Raw genomic sequence first — 15,141 nt, 5'->3', positions numbered from 1 at the left:
ATATAAATTCATGATGATAATATTCCCTCGGAACGCATTAGAGGTAAACCACCGCTTACAGTGATCACAGATCCCGTCATAAATGAGGTTTTAGATAATAAAGGATCCAGGGCTTCCGCGACTTGCGTTGTTTCCCCCATCATGCCTTGAGGAATAATTTGCGCCATTTTTTCTTGATAGGCAGGTCTTTTCCAGAATTGCTCGGTTCTTGAGGTCTTAATCAAACCCACCCGTACAATATTGGATAAAATATTATTGGCACTGTAATCTACGGCAAGATTTAAAAACAATCCTTCAAGGGCTGCTTTGGTCGCACAATAAGCCCCATAACGACTAGTTCCAGTAATTGCAGAAAGACTGGAAATTAGAATCAATCGTCCGAATTTATTGGCTAGTAAAGCGGGTAATAACTGATGAATCAACCAAATATTACCATGCAAATTATCATTGATGTAGGTTCGTAATGCAGGATAAGATAATGCATGTAATTTACGTAACTGACTCACACGCGTAAATGCATTAAGAATGATTCCATCTAAAGGTTCCTGCAATATATTATGCAGATCTTCTTTACTTTCCTCCGGATTGGAAAAATTATATACTACACCGCTGACCTGCATGTCCTGTTGTTTGTAATGCTCTAATGTGTTGTTCAGACTTTCCTTACTTGAACAGGTGATGATGATCTGATCACCTAACTGCAGTCGTCGTTTGGCTATAGCTTGTGCGATATCCGAAGAGCCGCCTGTAATCAAAATATTCATTTTGCCCCCAGCTCGATTAGATATTTTTCTATACTATCAATCGATTCATAATGTTCTTTGATTAAGGGAATAACTGGAATTTTAATTTGAAATTCTCGTTCCAACTCGATGATGACTAAGGCTAACATTAGGCTATCTAAGCCTCCATGTTCTAGGGGAGCAGATGAATCTTGAGGTAGATTACTAAGGCCAATTTTCGCTAATGTATTGCGAATTCGTTCAGTGAGCATGGATTTTTTCCTTCTGACTTAAAAGTAGGGTTTTTCTATCAAGCTTCCCATTTGGGTTACGGGGCAATTTTTTTAATAAGTGCACCGTAATTGGAAGTTTTCTAGGTAAAAAATGTTGTTTTATTTGTTCGGAGAGCATTTGTTCTGTTGTAGTGGCGCTGAAGTTATCTTGTTCTAGACATGCAACTAAACGGAGGCCATATAACTCATCCTCTAAAGGGACGACAATGACTTCCTTAATTCCTTTAATTTGGCAAATTTTATGTTCTATATCAATTAAATTAACTTTTTCACCAGCTATATTGACGATATGATCCAAGCGTCCTTTGATTGCTACTAACCCGGAGGCTAATTTCTCTGCTAAATCTCCAGTAAAAAACCAACCGTCCTGGATCCGGGAGGGTTTTTCTTCTCCCAGATAGCCTAACATAAGTTGGCTTCCTTTAATGAGTAATTCATTATCTTCTGACAAACGGATTTGCCAATCGCCTACCGGATAACCAGCAAAGTCTTCAAGAAATAACGGATCTTTGCTGGAATAAGCTAATACGCGAGGAGCCGCTTCAGTTAAACCATAATTATTATAAATTGTCGCTTTAGGAAAGGTTTGGATCAAACTTTGACGCAACGTAATGTTCAAGGGAGCTCCAGCGGAGACGATCTTTTTTATTTTTGCTGCGCTTTCCGGGAACAGTGCCGCCATTTTGTGAATCGCAACCCAATGAGAGGGAACGCCGCTCCACATTTGAGGAACAGTGGATGTTTCTAATAACGTTTTAATTTCCGTAAATTGGTTAATTAATTGGGTCTTTATTCCAGCGATTAATCCAGGAAGCAATTGGCCCAGTAAGCCAAAAGAGTATGACAAAGGTAAAAATAATAATTGATCCTCTACTCTTGAAAATTCAAGCGCATTAATCACTGCCTTACAATTTGCAGTAATATTTTTTAGTGAAAGTTGCACCGCTTTCATTTGACCAGTACTTCCCGAGGTAAAGAGAATTAAAGCGAGCTCCGGATGATGTTTGATGTGATTATTTTCATGAATTTCTAGAAGCGTTCCTTCTTCATCAACCATCATGTGAGTGCCTAAAATTTGCTGTTTTTCCTCTCCTGACTCTTGGGGAGCAAACAGTGCTACTGGTTTTCCAAGGTTAAAAGCTGCTAACAGCTGAATTACAAATGAAGGCTGAGGTATTGCATGTAAAACCAATATTCCTTGAGGTAATTTTTCCAGCTGTAACGACATATGTTGGATGGCTGTGTCAAGTTCAGCAAAACTTAGCTGCTGATGTTCGAAGCTTAATGCAATTCGAGTCGGCGCGTTCTGAGAGAGAAATTTCATGAGCTAATCCTCAACCTTATTTAATCGCCAACTAGCGATTATAGGTAATGTTTTATCTAATAAGTGTTTTCGACAAAAGTTTCGACGAACTTTTCCACTGGTTGTATGCGGCATGGCTTTAAGAGGAATTAGAATAATATTATGAATTTCAAGTTGGTGTGTCTGATAAATGAGTTCAAAAATGGTATGGAATAAATCATCGTGTTCCTCAGATGACATGCAACGATTTTTTACCTCACACATTACAGTAAGTTCATATTCATGTTCCCTTTGAATGACAAAAGCAGCACATTTACCCAGAAAAACATCCACTTGTGAATGGAGAAGGGTATATTCTATGTCTTGTGGATAATGGTTTTTACCATACAGGATAATCAAATCTTTAATGCGGCCTGTCACATATAATTCCCCTTCACGTACAAACCCTAAATCGCCTGTTCTTAAATACAATTGATTAGTAGGATCATGTAAAATTTTACCATGAAATGTATGTTGAGTTTCTTCATCCTGTTGCCAGTACCCTTGCGCCACACTGGCACTATGCACCCAAATTTCACCGATTTGGTCATTGTTGCAGAGAGTACGTGTTTCCGGATCTACAATTTTTACTGTTTGCATAAACCGTCCGCAACTGATTAAGCTGTGGCTCTGGGAACTTTCTTTGGGAGCAAAATGGACACGATGATCCTGGTACTGTTTTTTACACAAAGCGAGAGCACGATAAGGCGTTCCGGGAGTCGCTCCTGTTACTAATAAAGTTGCTTCAGCTAAACCATAACAAGGAAAGAAGGCTTCTTTGTGAAATCCATAATCTTTAAATGCATGATAAAAATGTTCTAATGTTTCTTTTCGAATGGGTTCGGCGCCATTCGATGCAATTTGCCAGCAACTTAAATCGAGTCCTTGTTTCTTTTCTTCCTTAATGCGTTTGACACAATAATCGTATGCGAAATTAGGGCTACCACTTATGGTCGCTCTGTATTTACTAATGTTTTGTAACCAGGAAAGTGGATTTTGTAAAAAAGAAAATGGGGACATTAGATAGGCAGGTACCGCCGCATAAATAGGAGTTAAAATATAACCAATTAATCCCATATCATGATGAGGAGGGAGCCAGCTGAACGAGATGGTTTCTGTATTTAGCTGAAATGCAGTGTATATTTTGTGAATATTATCCAGCAAATTCCGATGTGTGACCATGACTCCTTTAGGATGCATCGTTGAACCTGAAGTATATTGCAGAAAGGCGATATCGTGTTCGCGAATAAGAGGCGGCTGCCAAAAAGGGCTCAGTTGTGATTCCATATTGTCTATAGCCAAACACGGAACTTTATCCAGATGCGGTGTCCCTTTTTGATCTATGCTAGCAAATTTAAACAAATGATCTGCCGTCATAATTACAAAAACGGGTTGTGCATTCTGAATAATTCGATGTGCCTTATCCACTAGTTTTGCTTGGGCAGGAGGATAAATAGGTACTGCAATACACCCTGCATAAAGACATCCAAAAAAAGCCTGAATCAGAGGCAGCCCCGGAGAAAATAATAACAAGATTCTGTCTCCGGGCTTTGCCCCGTGTTGTTGTAGGTGTACTGCAATGGCTCTTGCTCGCTCATCCAATTCACCAAAAGTCATTGGCTCTTCTAGATTTCTATTTAGAAACGTACAACTCATTTTTTCTGGAGTGTGAAGGGCTCTATATCGAACTGCATCAACTAGTGATACACAGTTGTAAATCGCTTTATTCATCAACGACCTCATGACTTATGGAATTGCAGAACTTGTCCCGCATAAGAGAGCCCACCGCCAACACTCATCATAAGTATTTTTCCCGATCGGTCGAAAATTTTTTCTTCAATTGCTCTAGCCAAAGAATACAGAATGGAGGCACCACCTATATTACCAATCGTATCGGAATCCCAGATAATGGTTTTGTCCATCATTTGATTTTCTTGGAGTAATTCAGTGATTAATTTGCGATTGACTTGATGAGGAATAATCCAGGTAATGGCTTTTTTATCTTCCTCCGTGGGTAATAAATGGGCAAGCATCTGCGTGTATTTAGCATAAGCGAGCTCTTTCATCAGCGACTCATCACCTATTAAGTGATAGCCTATGGTATCAATTTGTTCTACCGTGGGTGGAAAAACACCTTGAGTGGTAAATGCTTCTACGTATTTCCCTTCTGTAGAAAAAAAGGTTTTCTCAATAGTGAACGCACCAGCTTCCTTTTTTTCTATTACCAAGGCTGCGGCACCATCACCTAATCCTATCCATGTTTTTTCATTTTCAGGATCGATTACTTTAGATAATGTTTCAGCACAGCTAACCATCACATTAGGATATCCTAAAGCCATTAAGGCGTAGGCAAGATGAAGTGTAGATAGGGAAGTAGAACAGCCAGTTTTTAAATCATAAGCAGGAGCATCTATTTCTAATCCCCCCAAAACGGCTGCAGCTTGTGAGCCTGTGAATCGTTTATTGGTAGTCGATCCTAGTAAAAAAGCATGTATTTTGGGGAGAGTATAATTCGCAAACAATTTTTTTACTGCTTCAGTTGCTAATGATTCCGCAGTCAACTCTCGAGATTTATCTAAAGACTCCCAAGGTTTATGGCACCAATAACGGGAGTAAAAACCAAACTCCTCACCGATTTTTTCCGCAAACTTCTCTAAAAAAGCTAAAGAATGCTCTGCTGTTCTTGGAAAGTTTTGTAAAATCTCCAAATTAGTAATAGGAGGGGCGTCAGGAAGGACTCGAGATGCGGCTGTAATATCGAAACGAATGTTAGGATGCAAAATTTCCATAAAATTACCTTTTAGTATGTCTTAGCCGCCTTGTTCAGCGGTCATCAAAATTAAATTTGGCTAAATTATAGCTGTTTTTTAGGAAAAATTGACCCATGTAATTACGAAGTGTATATTTTATATAAATAAAATTTAAGGTTGAGCGTTATATGTCCTCATCGTCTGTCAGTAAAACCACGATGAAATGGATAGAAAATCTTATCGACGAGCATAGTTTTCTTCCGTTATTTGCAGATTATATTCCTAATAATCAACCCCACTTACAATTTGGGGCTGAAGTAATTACAGGGTTGGCAAAAGTAAACCACCGTCCTGTTGCAATATATGCTCATGATAATTCATTTAACCGAGGGTATATTACCAGTCAAGGCGCAAAAAAAATTCTGCGTCTTATGGATAGGGCTAAAGATTTACGTATTCCGATTATTGCTTTTTTAGCATCTCCTGGAATTTCTTTAGAAGAGAATTTATTAAGTGGTGATGAGTACACACAAATTATCGCCCGTAACATCAACTTATCTGGGGTGATTCCACAATTTGCGGTGCTTGTTGCTCCAACTCTTGGAGCACCCGCTTATTCTGCGGTACTCATGGATCTGCTTTTTTTCAACAAACATCGCAGTTACCTGATGGTAACAAGTCCCATGGTGGTTCAACAAGCTATAGGTGAAAAAGTCAGTATGAGTGAATTAGGTGGTACCGCAATGCACGCGAGTACTACAGGCATTGCGGATTTTGTTGATGACAGTATCAGTGCACAAATCAATCATGTTAAAACGATGCTCAATCTTTTTCCATCGCATAGTGGCGAATGTCCCCCTATCCATTCAGTGCAAGAACCTATTCATACTTTGCCCAATATTCCAGCTGATCCAAGAATACCGTTTAATATGCTCGAATTGATTCAGGCGATTGTTGATAATTCGGAAGTACGACAATACAAAAGCAACTACGGACAAGCAATGATTTGTGCGTTTGTTCGTGTACATGGTTATGTAGTAGGTATCGTTGCGAATCAAAGTATTCGATTTAGTGGTGCGATTGATTCAGATGCGGCGCAAAAAGCAGCTAAATTTATTCGGATATGTGATGCCTATCGGATTCCAGTGCTTACCTTAATTGATGTTCCTGGGTTTATGCCTGGTAAACGCGAAGAACAAAAAGGTTTGTTACAACACGGCGCAAGATTATGTGCTGCGATGCAAACTCGGGTGCCTAGAATGAGTGTAATTGTGCGTAAGTGTTATGGGGCTGCAGCATTTCTGATGATGCAAACGGCATCTCAACAAGGAGATCTTGTTTTGGCATTGGAGACTGCAACTCTTGGCGTAATGGGTAAAGAGACGACGAAAAAGGTGCAAAATACGGATGGCCAGTTCTCTAGTGAGACGAAACATCAACCTACTGATAAGTCGCATCTTGATCCATCCCTAGCGGATGCCTATGTTTCAGGTTTAATTGATGAAATTATTACTCCTCAGCAAATACGGGGAAGGTTAAGTCAACATTTGGAGTATGTATATCGTAAATTGGATGATTTGCCGATGGCACGACATTCTATTGTATAGAACGAGTGGGGTATGACATTTGCCTTTCATCCTATCCCAAAGGGATGAAAGAAGAATGGTTAAAAATTCCTCTGCCTTAGCCATAAGAAAGATAAAAAACCTTGTTTTATTCATGGAAGAAGGATGAGGTGTAAAGAAAACAGCATATGTGCAATTAGTAAGGACCATTATGTCTTACCTTGATTTACTGCAATTAATTAATTCATTTGAGGCTTATTTGGGAAATCCTGAACGACAGGATACACCCCTCAACTTTCAAGAAAGCTTGCACTATGATGAGCAAGAACAACTTGCTTGGTCACAAATTAAATTGATCCAACAATGGGGTTATATGGAATATCTGATCCCGCAATGTCTTGGAGGCCAGTTTGTTTCACTAGACGTGGCATATTTTTTGGCAAAATCCATTTGTAGACGAGATGTGACCACCGGTATTGCCTTAGGCTTACCACTTTTGGGGGCGCTACCTCTTTGGATCGCAGGAAGTGAGGACCAGAAAAAAAATTTAGTTGCCTCTCTTCGACGCGGGGAAATCACTGCCTGCGCTTTAACTGAAGAAGCGCATGGCTCTGATATTATGGCAAATGAAGTATTTGCTCATTCTTCTAGTAATGGATGGATATTATCCGGGAAAAAGTGGTGTATTAATTTTGCTACTTTAGGGCATAATGTGACCCTTCTTTGTCGGACCCATCCTCGAGGAGGGCCGTTAGGTTTCTCGGTTTTTTTTATAGACAAATCGAAAATTCAATCTGGGTTTGTACCTACGCCTAAACTTCCTACACTTGGGGTCAGAGGTTTAGACATCAGTGGCTTTTCTTTGGATAAGGTTTTTTTGCCTCCAGAGACATTAGTTGGGGATGAGAAACGCGGATTAGAAATCATCTATAAAACCTTACAGGTTTCCCGCACTTTATGTGCATCTTTTTCTGTGGGTGCTGCAGATACCGCTTTGCGATTGGCACTTTCTTTTACTCAGCAACGCCAATTATATGGTAAAACGGCCTATGAAATTCCTGTTGTAAAACAACGTCTGGGAGAGCAATTTACTCAGTTACTTATTGCTGATTGTACTGCTTTAGCAGTCGCCCGGGCTTCCTCCATCATTCCTGAGAAATTATCGTTTTGGTCTGCCATCATTAAATTTCTTATTCCCAAAATAACCGAAGAACTCGTCGAACAATGCGGTACAGTGATGGGTGCTCGTGCTTATTTGCGTACCACAAAGTGGGCCATGTTTCAAAAAATCAGGCGTGATGTTCCAGTGATCGGTTTATTTGATGGAAGTAGCCAGGTTAATTTATCCGTGATTGCAGGTAGTTTATTACCACAAGCCGGAATGAGAGGAAGTTCTTCTTCAAGCCAGACACAACGGTTGGAACCTATCTTTAATCTCGACTGTATTTGTCCAGAATTCTCTATGGATGGTTTAGGTCTTTTTACCCATACTGAAGACGATATTTTGGCTGGTTTATTCCGATTACAATCACCGCAAATCGATTCATTAATTAAAGCAGTTCGTATTGAACTCAAACGATTGGATCGGCATGTAATTGCCTTACAAGAACAAAAACAATTCGATCCGCGCAGCTTGGCCGCTTTTCGGCTGGCAGAGCAGTATTGTTGGATTTTTGCAGCCAGTTGTTGCATTCATTTTTGGCATTATAATCAAAAACTAATGACTGAGGAACTCGGGGGGGTTGTTTGGATCAATTCAGCAATTCAATTCATTCTTAATAAATTAAATGCCCATTCAAGTGTTGATAATAAACTGCAGGAGTCTATGGCGGAGTATTTAGCTTTATTTTCTGAACAAAATAAAATGTTCTCTGTGATCCCCATAAAAATACCTGGTTAAAGTGCCTCGCTAGATTCAGGTTTTGCAGTTATTATTGTTTATTGTATTCATGTAGGTTAGTCAAAAGAATGAATTGGAAAAGATTATTAATCGCAGCAATCACTAGAAAAAAGTATCAGGCTTTTATTAAAGATACGAAATACCCTGAGCGTTCGCGCGAAAAATTGTGGCAACAAGAGATTATACCTTTATTAAAAAAATCTTCTTATTGGAGTGCTGCATTGAAAAGCATCCACACTTTAAACTTGGATGATTTTCCAATTACTACCTATGAAGATTATGAAGAAGACCTCTTGGCCGCACAATATAGCCTTATTCAGCCCTTTAATGGTGAAAATTTAATTTTTTGGTCAGAGACATCAGGAACAGCAGGTGTTCGAAAATATTTCCCAATAACTACTTCGTTCCAGACCCAGTTTCAACGTACGATGCCGCCTTATATCTATAACTTGACACAGCGATTTTCTGGATTATTTCAAGAAAAAATAATGTATCTGGTTGCAGTGGATGCTCATCGAACATCTCCAGCAGGCATTCCTTCAGGTTGGATTAGCAATTTCAATTATCGTAATTTACCTTCTTTTATTAAACGTTTTTATGCTCTACCTGATGAAGTATTTGATAATACAGAAGTCTATACACAATGGTCTGCTTTGTATGCTTTAGCATCGGATCTTAGCGCAATATTTGCAGTAACTCCTATGGTGATCGATGCATGCTTCGAGCGTTGTCTTAAAAGCTTTAAGCAGTTTTTACCTTATTTATTAGATGAAAAAGTACTGCCTGACTTTTTGCCGCCGATTCAAATTACAAAAAAGCGTCAAGAATATTTACGTCAATTAGCACAACAAGATCCCAAATCATTCAAAGAGTTTTGGCCCTCATTGAATGTAGTTGGATGTTGGATTTCTAGTCTTTGTGAATACCCCGCACATCAATTGCAAAAATTGTTAGGACCAGGGGTTGAGATGGTTGATGGCACCTTTTCTGCTACAGAAGGGTGGATTACTGTTCCGTTAGACAACCAACCAGGAGGAATCTTACATCCTAGTGCTCATATTGTTGAGTTTATCGAAGAGGGCAAACGAATTGAAAAGGAAAATCTTGTGCAATCTTGGGAATTAGAACAGGGCAAAAATTATGAGGTATTTTTAACTACAGCGATGGGTTTTGTTCGCTATCAGTTAAAGGACGTAGTGAAATGTACCGGCTTTTTAAATAAAGCACCAAGGCTTGAATTTTGTTATAAAACACAAATGTTAAAATTAGAAAGCTGTTCGATTTCAGGTCACGAGTTGCAAGAAATGTTGCATTATATTTCTTTTGAGATGGCACCATACTGGTATTTTGCTCGTAATAGTTTAGGGAACAGGGTTGTTTTGGTTACTGATGATTCAATTCAAATAACAGACTCCATATTATCAAAAATGCACGAGCGTTTAATGCAAATCAATGAACCCTACGCCCATGGTGTGATGACTAAAGAGGTGCTGCCCATGAGTTTATTCCAATTGCCCAAAGAGCAGTTATTAGTAGATAATCATGCGCAGACCAAACCAAAACTTATTTCTCAGCAAGTAATTACTGAAAGATGAGTACCAGTTTTCTGCATCACTCTCAATAATTGTGTTATCGTTTGGCTCTCGAGCCGGCAGCTATTAAAGAGGAACATCATATTATGACTGAGAAGAATAAAACCAAGGCAAAAAAAAAGACCCCCAAAAAGACTGAATTGACCACACCTATGCTCATCATTAGTGATATCGTTTCAATCTTATTTAGTTTGATGCCAGCGGTAGCTGCATTTAGTTTAACCGGTTTATTTATTTATCATGGTTATAATTATACCTGGTTGGTTTTTCCTATAGCCCCTTTTGTTTTATTTGCTTCCTTTATTACTATTATTGCTGCGATTAGATTGTGTTTGCCGCGCTTAAAGCCTGGACGATACAAGCGTGAAATGAATCGAATGACCGTTGCATGGTTTTGTCATTTTGCGCTAGCCCGTTCCGCTAAAGTGGTTGGTTTGATTCCTTTGTTGCAAACGTTCAACATCACCAAATTTTTTTATTGGCGGGCGCTGGGTGCCAAAGTTTCTTTTCACATTGTAAATTCTTTTGATATTGATTTTGTCGATTGTCCATTAATCACCATAGGAAAAAATGTCACTCTTGCGAGTGGAGTGTCAATAAGTTGTCATTCCGATGTGGGGAACTTACTTTTTCTTGCTCCCGTTCTTATTGAAGATGATGTATTTATAGGCATGGCAACCACAATTGGTCCGGGAACGACAATTAAAAAGGGATGTTGGATCGGTTATGGGAATACGTTTGTTAATCAGATGGTAGAGGAAAATAGCCGATTTGGTAATATCAGGCCCACACCGGATATACAATAAAAAATGGCTAGATTAATTTTTTATGGAGTGATCAAGGTAAAGAGGCTGGGTTGAGCGCCTACCTGAAATACTATAGGCATGTAGGGAAGGTTAAACAAGAAGAGTACCATTATAAAAAATAATGCAGAACTAATGTTACCTATCCGCACCCATTTTTGCTCCATAGGCTCAGGAAACCAGGCCGTAATCGCATAAGTGAAACTGAATAAAATTGCAGTAATGATGCAAATTACCACATTAACGTCCACAGAATAAGATTGGAAAATTTTATGAGTCATCATTAAAATTAAGAGGAATAAAATCACTCTATAAATACGTAACAATAATTTAAGCCAGAATGGAGTTCCGGATTCTACACTCCCATCTTGGAAATAGGCATTAAAAAATATAATTCCTAATGTGGATAAGGGGACTAAAATAATTAAAGGATTGATGTGTTCTTCACTACCACCTGCAGCATGGGTCAAATAAAGAACAAAATAAACCATACTTATCAGTGCTAAGAATGGGAATAAATAGTACATCATTCTTAAAAGTAATAAGCGTAAGCTATAGATGATTTTAATATTTTGCTGACCGACCCCTAATCCTATAAAGAACAAAGTAGAATTGGAAATCAACTGAAAATGGAAATTATTAGTATATAAACTCCATAACCAATCACTACCTACTGTTTTGAAAATAAATGCGCCCAATAGAATGAGCAGATTGGCTAAAGCGGAAAACAAAGAGGCGACAAAAAGCAAAGGAATCGTGTTCCATACTGCAGCAAATAGACTGTTATAACTTATACGCCAGGTATTATCCTGATGGTATGCATAATGGAACGAGTGACCCACATAGAGAAAAAGTGGAAAGGCGCGAAGAAAAGTAAACCAATGTTCAAGATGTCTGAATGTAAATTGTGCCTCTAAGGGAAGTAAGGGTAAAGATAAAAACAGAGCGATGATGAAGCTGCTGGCAATTAAACGAACGCAGTTTTTTTCATTAAAAGCCAGGGCATATAAAAGGGCAAAAAGGACGATCAACGCATAATCAAATACCTTAGTAACTTCATTGCGGACTAATCCATCTAGTGCAAATCCAAGGATTAAGCCAATTAAGGTGAAGAGATAGATTCCTTTTTTTGAGGGCATTTTTTTCTCCATAAGCCTATGAATTTAGGATAGTCGATTTTAAATAAACTTTCATTATTTCGTTAGATACTTCTTTGGGTATGTTTATTAGAACAATTGATAGATATTATGGTTTTATTTTGATCTGCGTTTTTGTAGAATGAATTTTAAGTAATTGATTAACTAACTCATTGAGTCGCTATGCTGAGTAAAATCGAACGTTTTAAAGAATGGCGTGGGAACAAATCAGAAGCAGAGCAGGATATCCTGGAATCAGCCTTGATTATGATTCATTATATTGACTCTGTAAGGAATCTTGACGACATCGCAACGAATGCGCAGGTAAAATATTATGAGTTTGATCAATATAAGAAACGCTCCTGGGGAACTGCAGTTTTCGCCAAGCTATTTATCGATGAAGCAATTGCGCATTTACCAAAAACAGCGGAAAAAGAAAGAGTCCTTCTGACTCAATCGAGTGAGGTTGTGGCCGCTTTATATGAAAATTGGAAAAAAAATACGATGGGAAATATTTTCACTTTAATTGGAAATATTGAAAAATTATTGGCTTTAAACAGTGTACCTTTCGAGGATAAAAATCAGTATAAAAAGTTTTTACTCTCTGCTGCTATGTTATTCCATATTATCAAACTCGGCATTGCTGAAATTGAAAGTGATTGGAAAGCGCAAATACTGCTTGCTTTCATAGATCTGAAACAAATAAAGCCTAAGATTGATCTTTTTTTGCAAAAAATAGAAGAAAGAATGGCGCAATTAACACAGCCCGCACACTTGCAAGTTCAAAATATCGCTACAGATCCTCTAAAACCAGTGAAAGAGCTTTTGGCTAAGCGTTATCTAAAGGTCATAGGAGTTCCTGTAAGGAATGGAAAAACACAAAGAATAACTGCCCCATATAGCTTAATACGAATTGCTCCAGCAACTCCTCAACCACGTCCGCCAGCACGAAGCATCCTAGAGAGTCTTTCTGCGCTTGAAACAGATATGGAGAAAGTTCATTTGGGTATTTTTAGTTTGATCGATCTAAGAACTAAAAAATTAGAGCTTGAAAAAACTATAGAGGTAGTGAGGGGATTGCTTTTAGCTGCCGAAGAAAATGATCTGAAAATCACTGGAAGAAAATATTTTTTAGATTTTATTGAAGAAAAAGAACAGTCAATCCAAATACTTTTAGAACATTCAGAGGAAACTCGAAAACAGGGTTTAGTTGAAAAAATCAAGCAATTAAAAAATATGGGGGAGTCTCCAGATTTGTCTTCAGAGGTAATACAAGGCGTAAGTTGGATGGCTACACCTATAACTGTTGTTTTTCGAACAGCTACGCCACAGAAGCTACAAAATATCATTGAATCTTCATTTCCCGCTACGTTAGACAGTTTGTGTAAGACTGAATTTAAAGAAATGGCAAAAGTATGTTTATTGGATTTAGAAACTAAATTAAAGAAAAAAGAAAAGCAAGTTGCTATTATAAATAATCGTTTTTTTAATCAAGATGAAGAGTTAAAATCGTTAATCGCAACTGAAACCTTGGAACGACTTGCTGTGCTTCAACAAGCAAACAAGGAAATGAGCGAAGCGGTGCAAGCGTGCTCTAAGTTACTCGCGACTGTAAAAGCAAATTCATTGTTTCTGTATGATCTGCAACAAAAAAGCCAAACCTTAGGTGAGTTTATTAAACTTCATGACGGTTTTTTTGTGAAAATTAGCAATCTTCTCGCTCAATACTTTACTTGCTTTAAAACTAAAACCGCAAGGATGATAGATGATGCGGCTCATTTGAAAATTAAAGTCGACGGACTTGCAAAAGAATACCGAGGGGTTGTAACTAAGGGAATAGGCCAAATTGACCATATACCCTCTTTAGATGAACGTATTAAAACGCATATAAAAAATCAATTTAAAGCTGAAGAATTCGAGATTTCTCAAGAAAAGCAAAATTACATGCGGCCTAATAAACGTACAGTTCGTTTATTAATGCAAAGCTTATCGAAGTTGTTCGCTACAAAACCGCAGCCCTGTAGAAAAGAAAAGAACAAAAATGAACAGGGTAAAGAAGAGCTGGTTTTAATCGCACCGTCTAAAGTTTCTTAACGCTCAAGACCTAATCAATGGCAATAACGATGATTATAAATTTTTTATGGACAGGACTAAATCTAATAATCCCAATACCTAATGGGCCAACTATTGGTTTATTGTAATCAAATCCTTTTTGCCATACCCTAAATAGTTACATGTTACTTGGCGCACCTATATGAATTACGAGAAAGTTTCGATATATATTAATGAAGCAGAGCAATGGCAGAATAGACCTTTGTATCTGGAACTTCTCGATATGCTAAAAAAGCAGAGTGTATTAGAGGGGATAATATTTCGAGGGGTAACGGGATTTCCTTGGGGAGAAAGTGCCAAACCTTCTCTTTTTCATCGAAATAAAAAATTATCTCTTGTCGTGCAATTTATTGATAATGTTGATGGAATTGACGCTCTGCTACCCGAGTTAAAGAAGATGGTTCCACATCATTTCATTCTGCGTAAGCCCATAGAAATAATAAATTGGCACGAATAAATTTGCGATCTTAAGCGTTTGCTCGGGCGGGAAAGAAGATTAAATGTTCTTTTTTTATTATCGTTATTAAATATTCTAAAGCTACAGTAACTTTTTCGGGATGATCAAAAAACTCGATAATGAGAGGAAGAGAAAAAGATACGTCCAAAAAGGAATCATGGTGTATACCTGTTTCGCCACTAAAGCCACTTATTGCACGAAAAACACTAATTCCTCGAATTTTAGCCTCGTTTTGTAAGTAATTTAAAATAATAGGTACATTCTCGGCTCGTTCTAAAGTATAGATTCGTACCACTGTAACTTCGACTGTTGCAATATCTAGCTTCTCGTTCACTCTTGACTCTCCCTAATACTTCTCAAGTTGAATATTATTATCATATGGCATCCTAGGAAATATTAATATCCTAAACTCCGCCCTAATATTACTAAATCTGTTGAAAGATGAAGAAAGAGTTCGATACACTGTACC

The 15,141-nt window shown here is 38.0% G+C and carries 13 protein-coding genes; 6 read left to right on the top strand and 7 right to left on the bottom strand.

What is annotated here, in order from left to right; translation table 11 throughout:
- Positions 1–8: 8 nt before the first annotated feature.
- Genes ACWTE2_RS04960 through ACWTE2_RS04940 form a run of 5 tightly spaced genes read right to left on the bottom strand, consistent with a single transcriptional unit; the run spans position 9 to position 5,146 of the window.
- Complete coding sequence (locus tag ACWTE2_RS04960) at positions 9–764, bottom strand: SDR family NAD(P)-dependent oxidoreductase (RefSeq protein ID WP_454784398.1); 756 nt, start codon at positions 762–764, stop codon at positions 9–11.
- The gene (locus ACWTE2_RS04955; RefSeq protein ID WP_182391387.1) at positions 761–994 is read right to left on the bottom strand and encodes an acyl carrier protein; all 234 of its coding nucleotides are present in this window, start codon (positions 992–994) and stop codon (positions 761–763) included. The genes ACWTE2_RS04960 and ACWTE2_RS04955 overlap by 4 nt, the downstream gene beginning before the upstream one ends.
- A complete protein-coding gene (locus tag ACWTE2_RS04950; protein ID WP_454784397.1) occupies positions 984–2,339 on the bottom strand; it encodes a class I adenylate-forming enzyme family protein in 1,356 nt (451 codons plus the stop codon). The genes ACWTE2_RS04955 and ACWTE2_RS04950 overlap by 11 nt, the downstream gene beginning before the upstream one ends.
- A 3-nt stretch (positions 2,340–2,342) precedes the next feature.
- A complete protein-coding gene (locus ACWTE2_RS04945) occupies positions 2,343–4,088 on the bottom strand; it encodes a fatty acyl-AMP ligase (RefSeq protein WP_454784396.1) in 1,746 nt (581 codons plus the stop codon).
- 8 nt (positions 4,089–4,096) lie between these two features.
- On the bottom strand, positions 4,097–5,146 hold the full coding sequence (locus ACWTE2_RS04940; protein ID WP_454784395.1) for a 3-oxoacyl-ACP synthase III family protein: 1,050 nt from the start codon (positions 5,144–5,146) through the stop codon (positions 4,097–4,099).
- Positions 5,147–5,295: 149 nt separating this feature from the next.
- On the opposite strand from ACWTE2_RS04940, the gene ACWTE2_RS04935 reads away from it, so the two are divergent.
- The 4 genes from ACWTE2_RS04935 (at position 5,296) to ACWTE2_RS04920 (ending at position 10,970) form a co-directional block, all read left to right on the top strand.
- A complete protein-coding gene (locus tag ACWTE2_RS04935) occupies positions 5,296–6,714 on the top strand; it encodes an acyl-CoA carboxylase subunit beta (protein ID WP_454784394.1) in 1,419 nt (472 codons plus the stop codon).
- A 166-nt stretch (positions 6,715–6,880) separates the two neighbouring features.
- The gene (locus ACWTE2_RS04930) at positions 6,881–8,572 is read left to right on the top strand and encodes an acyl-CoA dehydrogenase family protein (RefSeq protein ID WP_454784443.1); all 1,692 of its coding nucleotides are present in this window, start codon (positions 6,881–6,883) and stop codon (positions 8,570–8,572) included.
- Between the two features lie 68 nt (positions 8,573–8,640).
- Positions 8,641–10,167 carry a GH3 family acyl-acid amido synthetase gene (locus ACWTE2_RS04925; RefSeq protein WP_454784393.1) on the top strand — a complete coding sequence of 509 codons (1,527 nt, stop codon included), beginning with the start codon at positions 8,641–8,643 and terminating at the stop codon, positions 10,165–10,167.
- Positions 10,168–10,250: 83 nt separating this feature from the next.
- Positions 10,251–10,970 (top strand): DapH/DapD/GlmU-related protein, encoded by a 720-nt coding sequence (locus tag ACWTE2_RS04920; RefSeq protein ID WP_454784392.1) that lies wholly within the window; start codon positions 10,251–10,253, stop codon positions 10,968–10,970.
- A 20-nt stretch (positions 10,971–10,990) separates the two neighbouring features.
- Here ACWTE2_RS04920 and ACWTE2_RS04915 read toward each other — a convergent pair whose 3' ends face one another.
- Entirely contained in the window at positions 10,991–12,106 is a 1,116-nt protein-coding gene (locus ACWTE2_RS04915; RefSeq protein WP_454784391.1) for a hypothetical protein, read from the bottom strand.
- 180 nt (positions 12,107–12,286) lie between these two features.
- Here ACWTE2_RS04915 and ACWTE2_RS04910 point away from each other — a divergent pair, with 180 nt between their 5' ends.
- Together ACWTE2_RS04910 and ACWTE2_RS04905 are read left to right on the top strand one after the other, a co-directional pair.
- Positions 12,287–14,197: a hypothetical protein gene (locus ACWTE2_RS04910; protein WP_454784390.1), complete on the top strand. Its 1,911-nt coding sequence runs from the start codon at positions 12,287–12,289 to the stop codon at positions 14,195–14,197.
- 160 nt (positions 14,198–14,357) lie between these two features.
- Complete coding sequence (locus ACWTE2_RS04905) at positions 14,358–14,672, top strand: DUF190 domain-containing protein (protein ID WP_454784389.1); 315 nt, start codon at positions 14,358–14,360, stop codon at positions 14,670–14,672.
- A 10-nt stretch (positions 14,673–14,682) separates the two neighbouring features.
- Here ACWTE2_RS04905 and ACWTE2_RS04900 read toward each other — a convergent pair whose 3' ends face one another.
- Positions 14,683–15,006: a DUF190 domain-containing protein gene (locus ACWTE2_RS04900; RefSeq protein ID WP_454784388.1), complete on the bottom strand. Its 324-nt coding sequence runs from the start codon at positions 15,004–15,006 to the stop codon at positions 14,683–14,685.
- Positions 15,007–15,141: the final 135 nt, after the last annotated feature.

Source organism: Legionella nigrisilvae (assembly GCF_977063395.2).
The sequence above is the reverse complement of the archived record's forward strand: the minus strand, read 5'-3'. Positions and strand labels throughout refer to the sequence as shown.

What these genes read in the sequence shown, in the direction of transcription:
- ACWTE2_RS04960 (WP_454784398.1), bottom strand. Translation starts at nt 764, where the DNA reads ATGAATATTTTGATTACAGGCGGCTCTTCGGATATCGCACAAGCTATA.
- ACWTE2_RS04955 (WP_182391387.1), bottom strand. Translation starts at nt 994, where the DNA reads ATGCTCACTGAACGAATTCGCAATACATTAGCGAAAATTGGCCTTAGT.
- ACWTE2_RS04950 (WP_454784397.1), bottom strand. Translation starts at nt 2,339, where the DNA reads ATGAAATTTCTCTCTCAGAACGCGCCGACTCGAATTGCATTAAGCTTC.
- ACWTE2_RS04945 (WP_454784396.1), bottom strand. Translation starts at nt 4,088, where the DNA reads ATGAATAAAGCGATTTACAACTGTGTATCACTAGTTGATGCAGTTCGA.
- ACWTE2_RS04940 (WP_454784395.1), bottom strand. Translation starts at nt 5,146, where the DNA reads ATGGAAATTTTGCATCCTAACATTCGTTTCGATATTACAGCCGCATCT.
- ACWTE2_RS04935 (WP_454784394.1), top strand. Translation starts at nt 5,296, where the DNA reads ATGTCCTCATCGTCTGTCAGTAAAACCACGATGAAATGGATAGAAAAT.
- ACWTE2_RS04925 (WP_454784393.1), top strand. Translation starts at nt 8,641, where the DNA reads ATGAATTGGAAAAGATTATTAATCGCAGCAATCACTAGAAAAAAGTAT.
- ACWTE2_RS04920 (WP_454784392.1), top strand. Translation starts at nt 10,251, where the DNA reads ATGACTGAGAAGAATAAAACCAAGGCAAAAAAAAAGACCCCCAAAAAG.
- ACWTE2_RS04915 (WP_454784391.1), bottom strand. Translation starts at nt 12,106, where the DNA reads ATGCCCTCAAAAAAAGGAATCTATCTCTTCACCTTAATTGGCTTAATC.
- ACWTE2_RS04910 (WP_454784390.1), top strand. Translation starts at nt 12,287, where the DNA reads ATGCTGAGTAAAATCGAACGTTTTAAAGAATGGCGTGGGAACAAATCA.
- ACWTE2_RS04905 (WP_454784389.1), top strand. Translation starts at nt 14,358, where the DNA reads ATGAATTACGAGAAAGTTTCGATATATATTAATGAAGCAGAGCAATGG.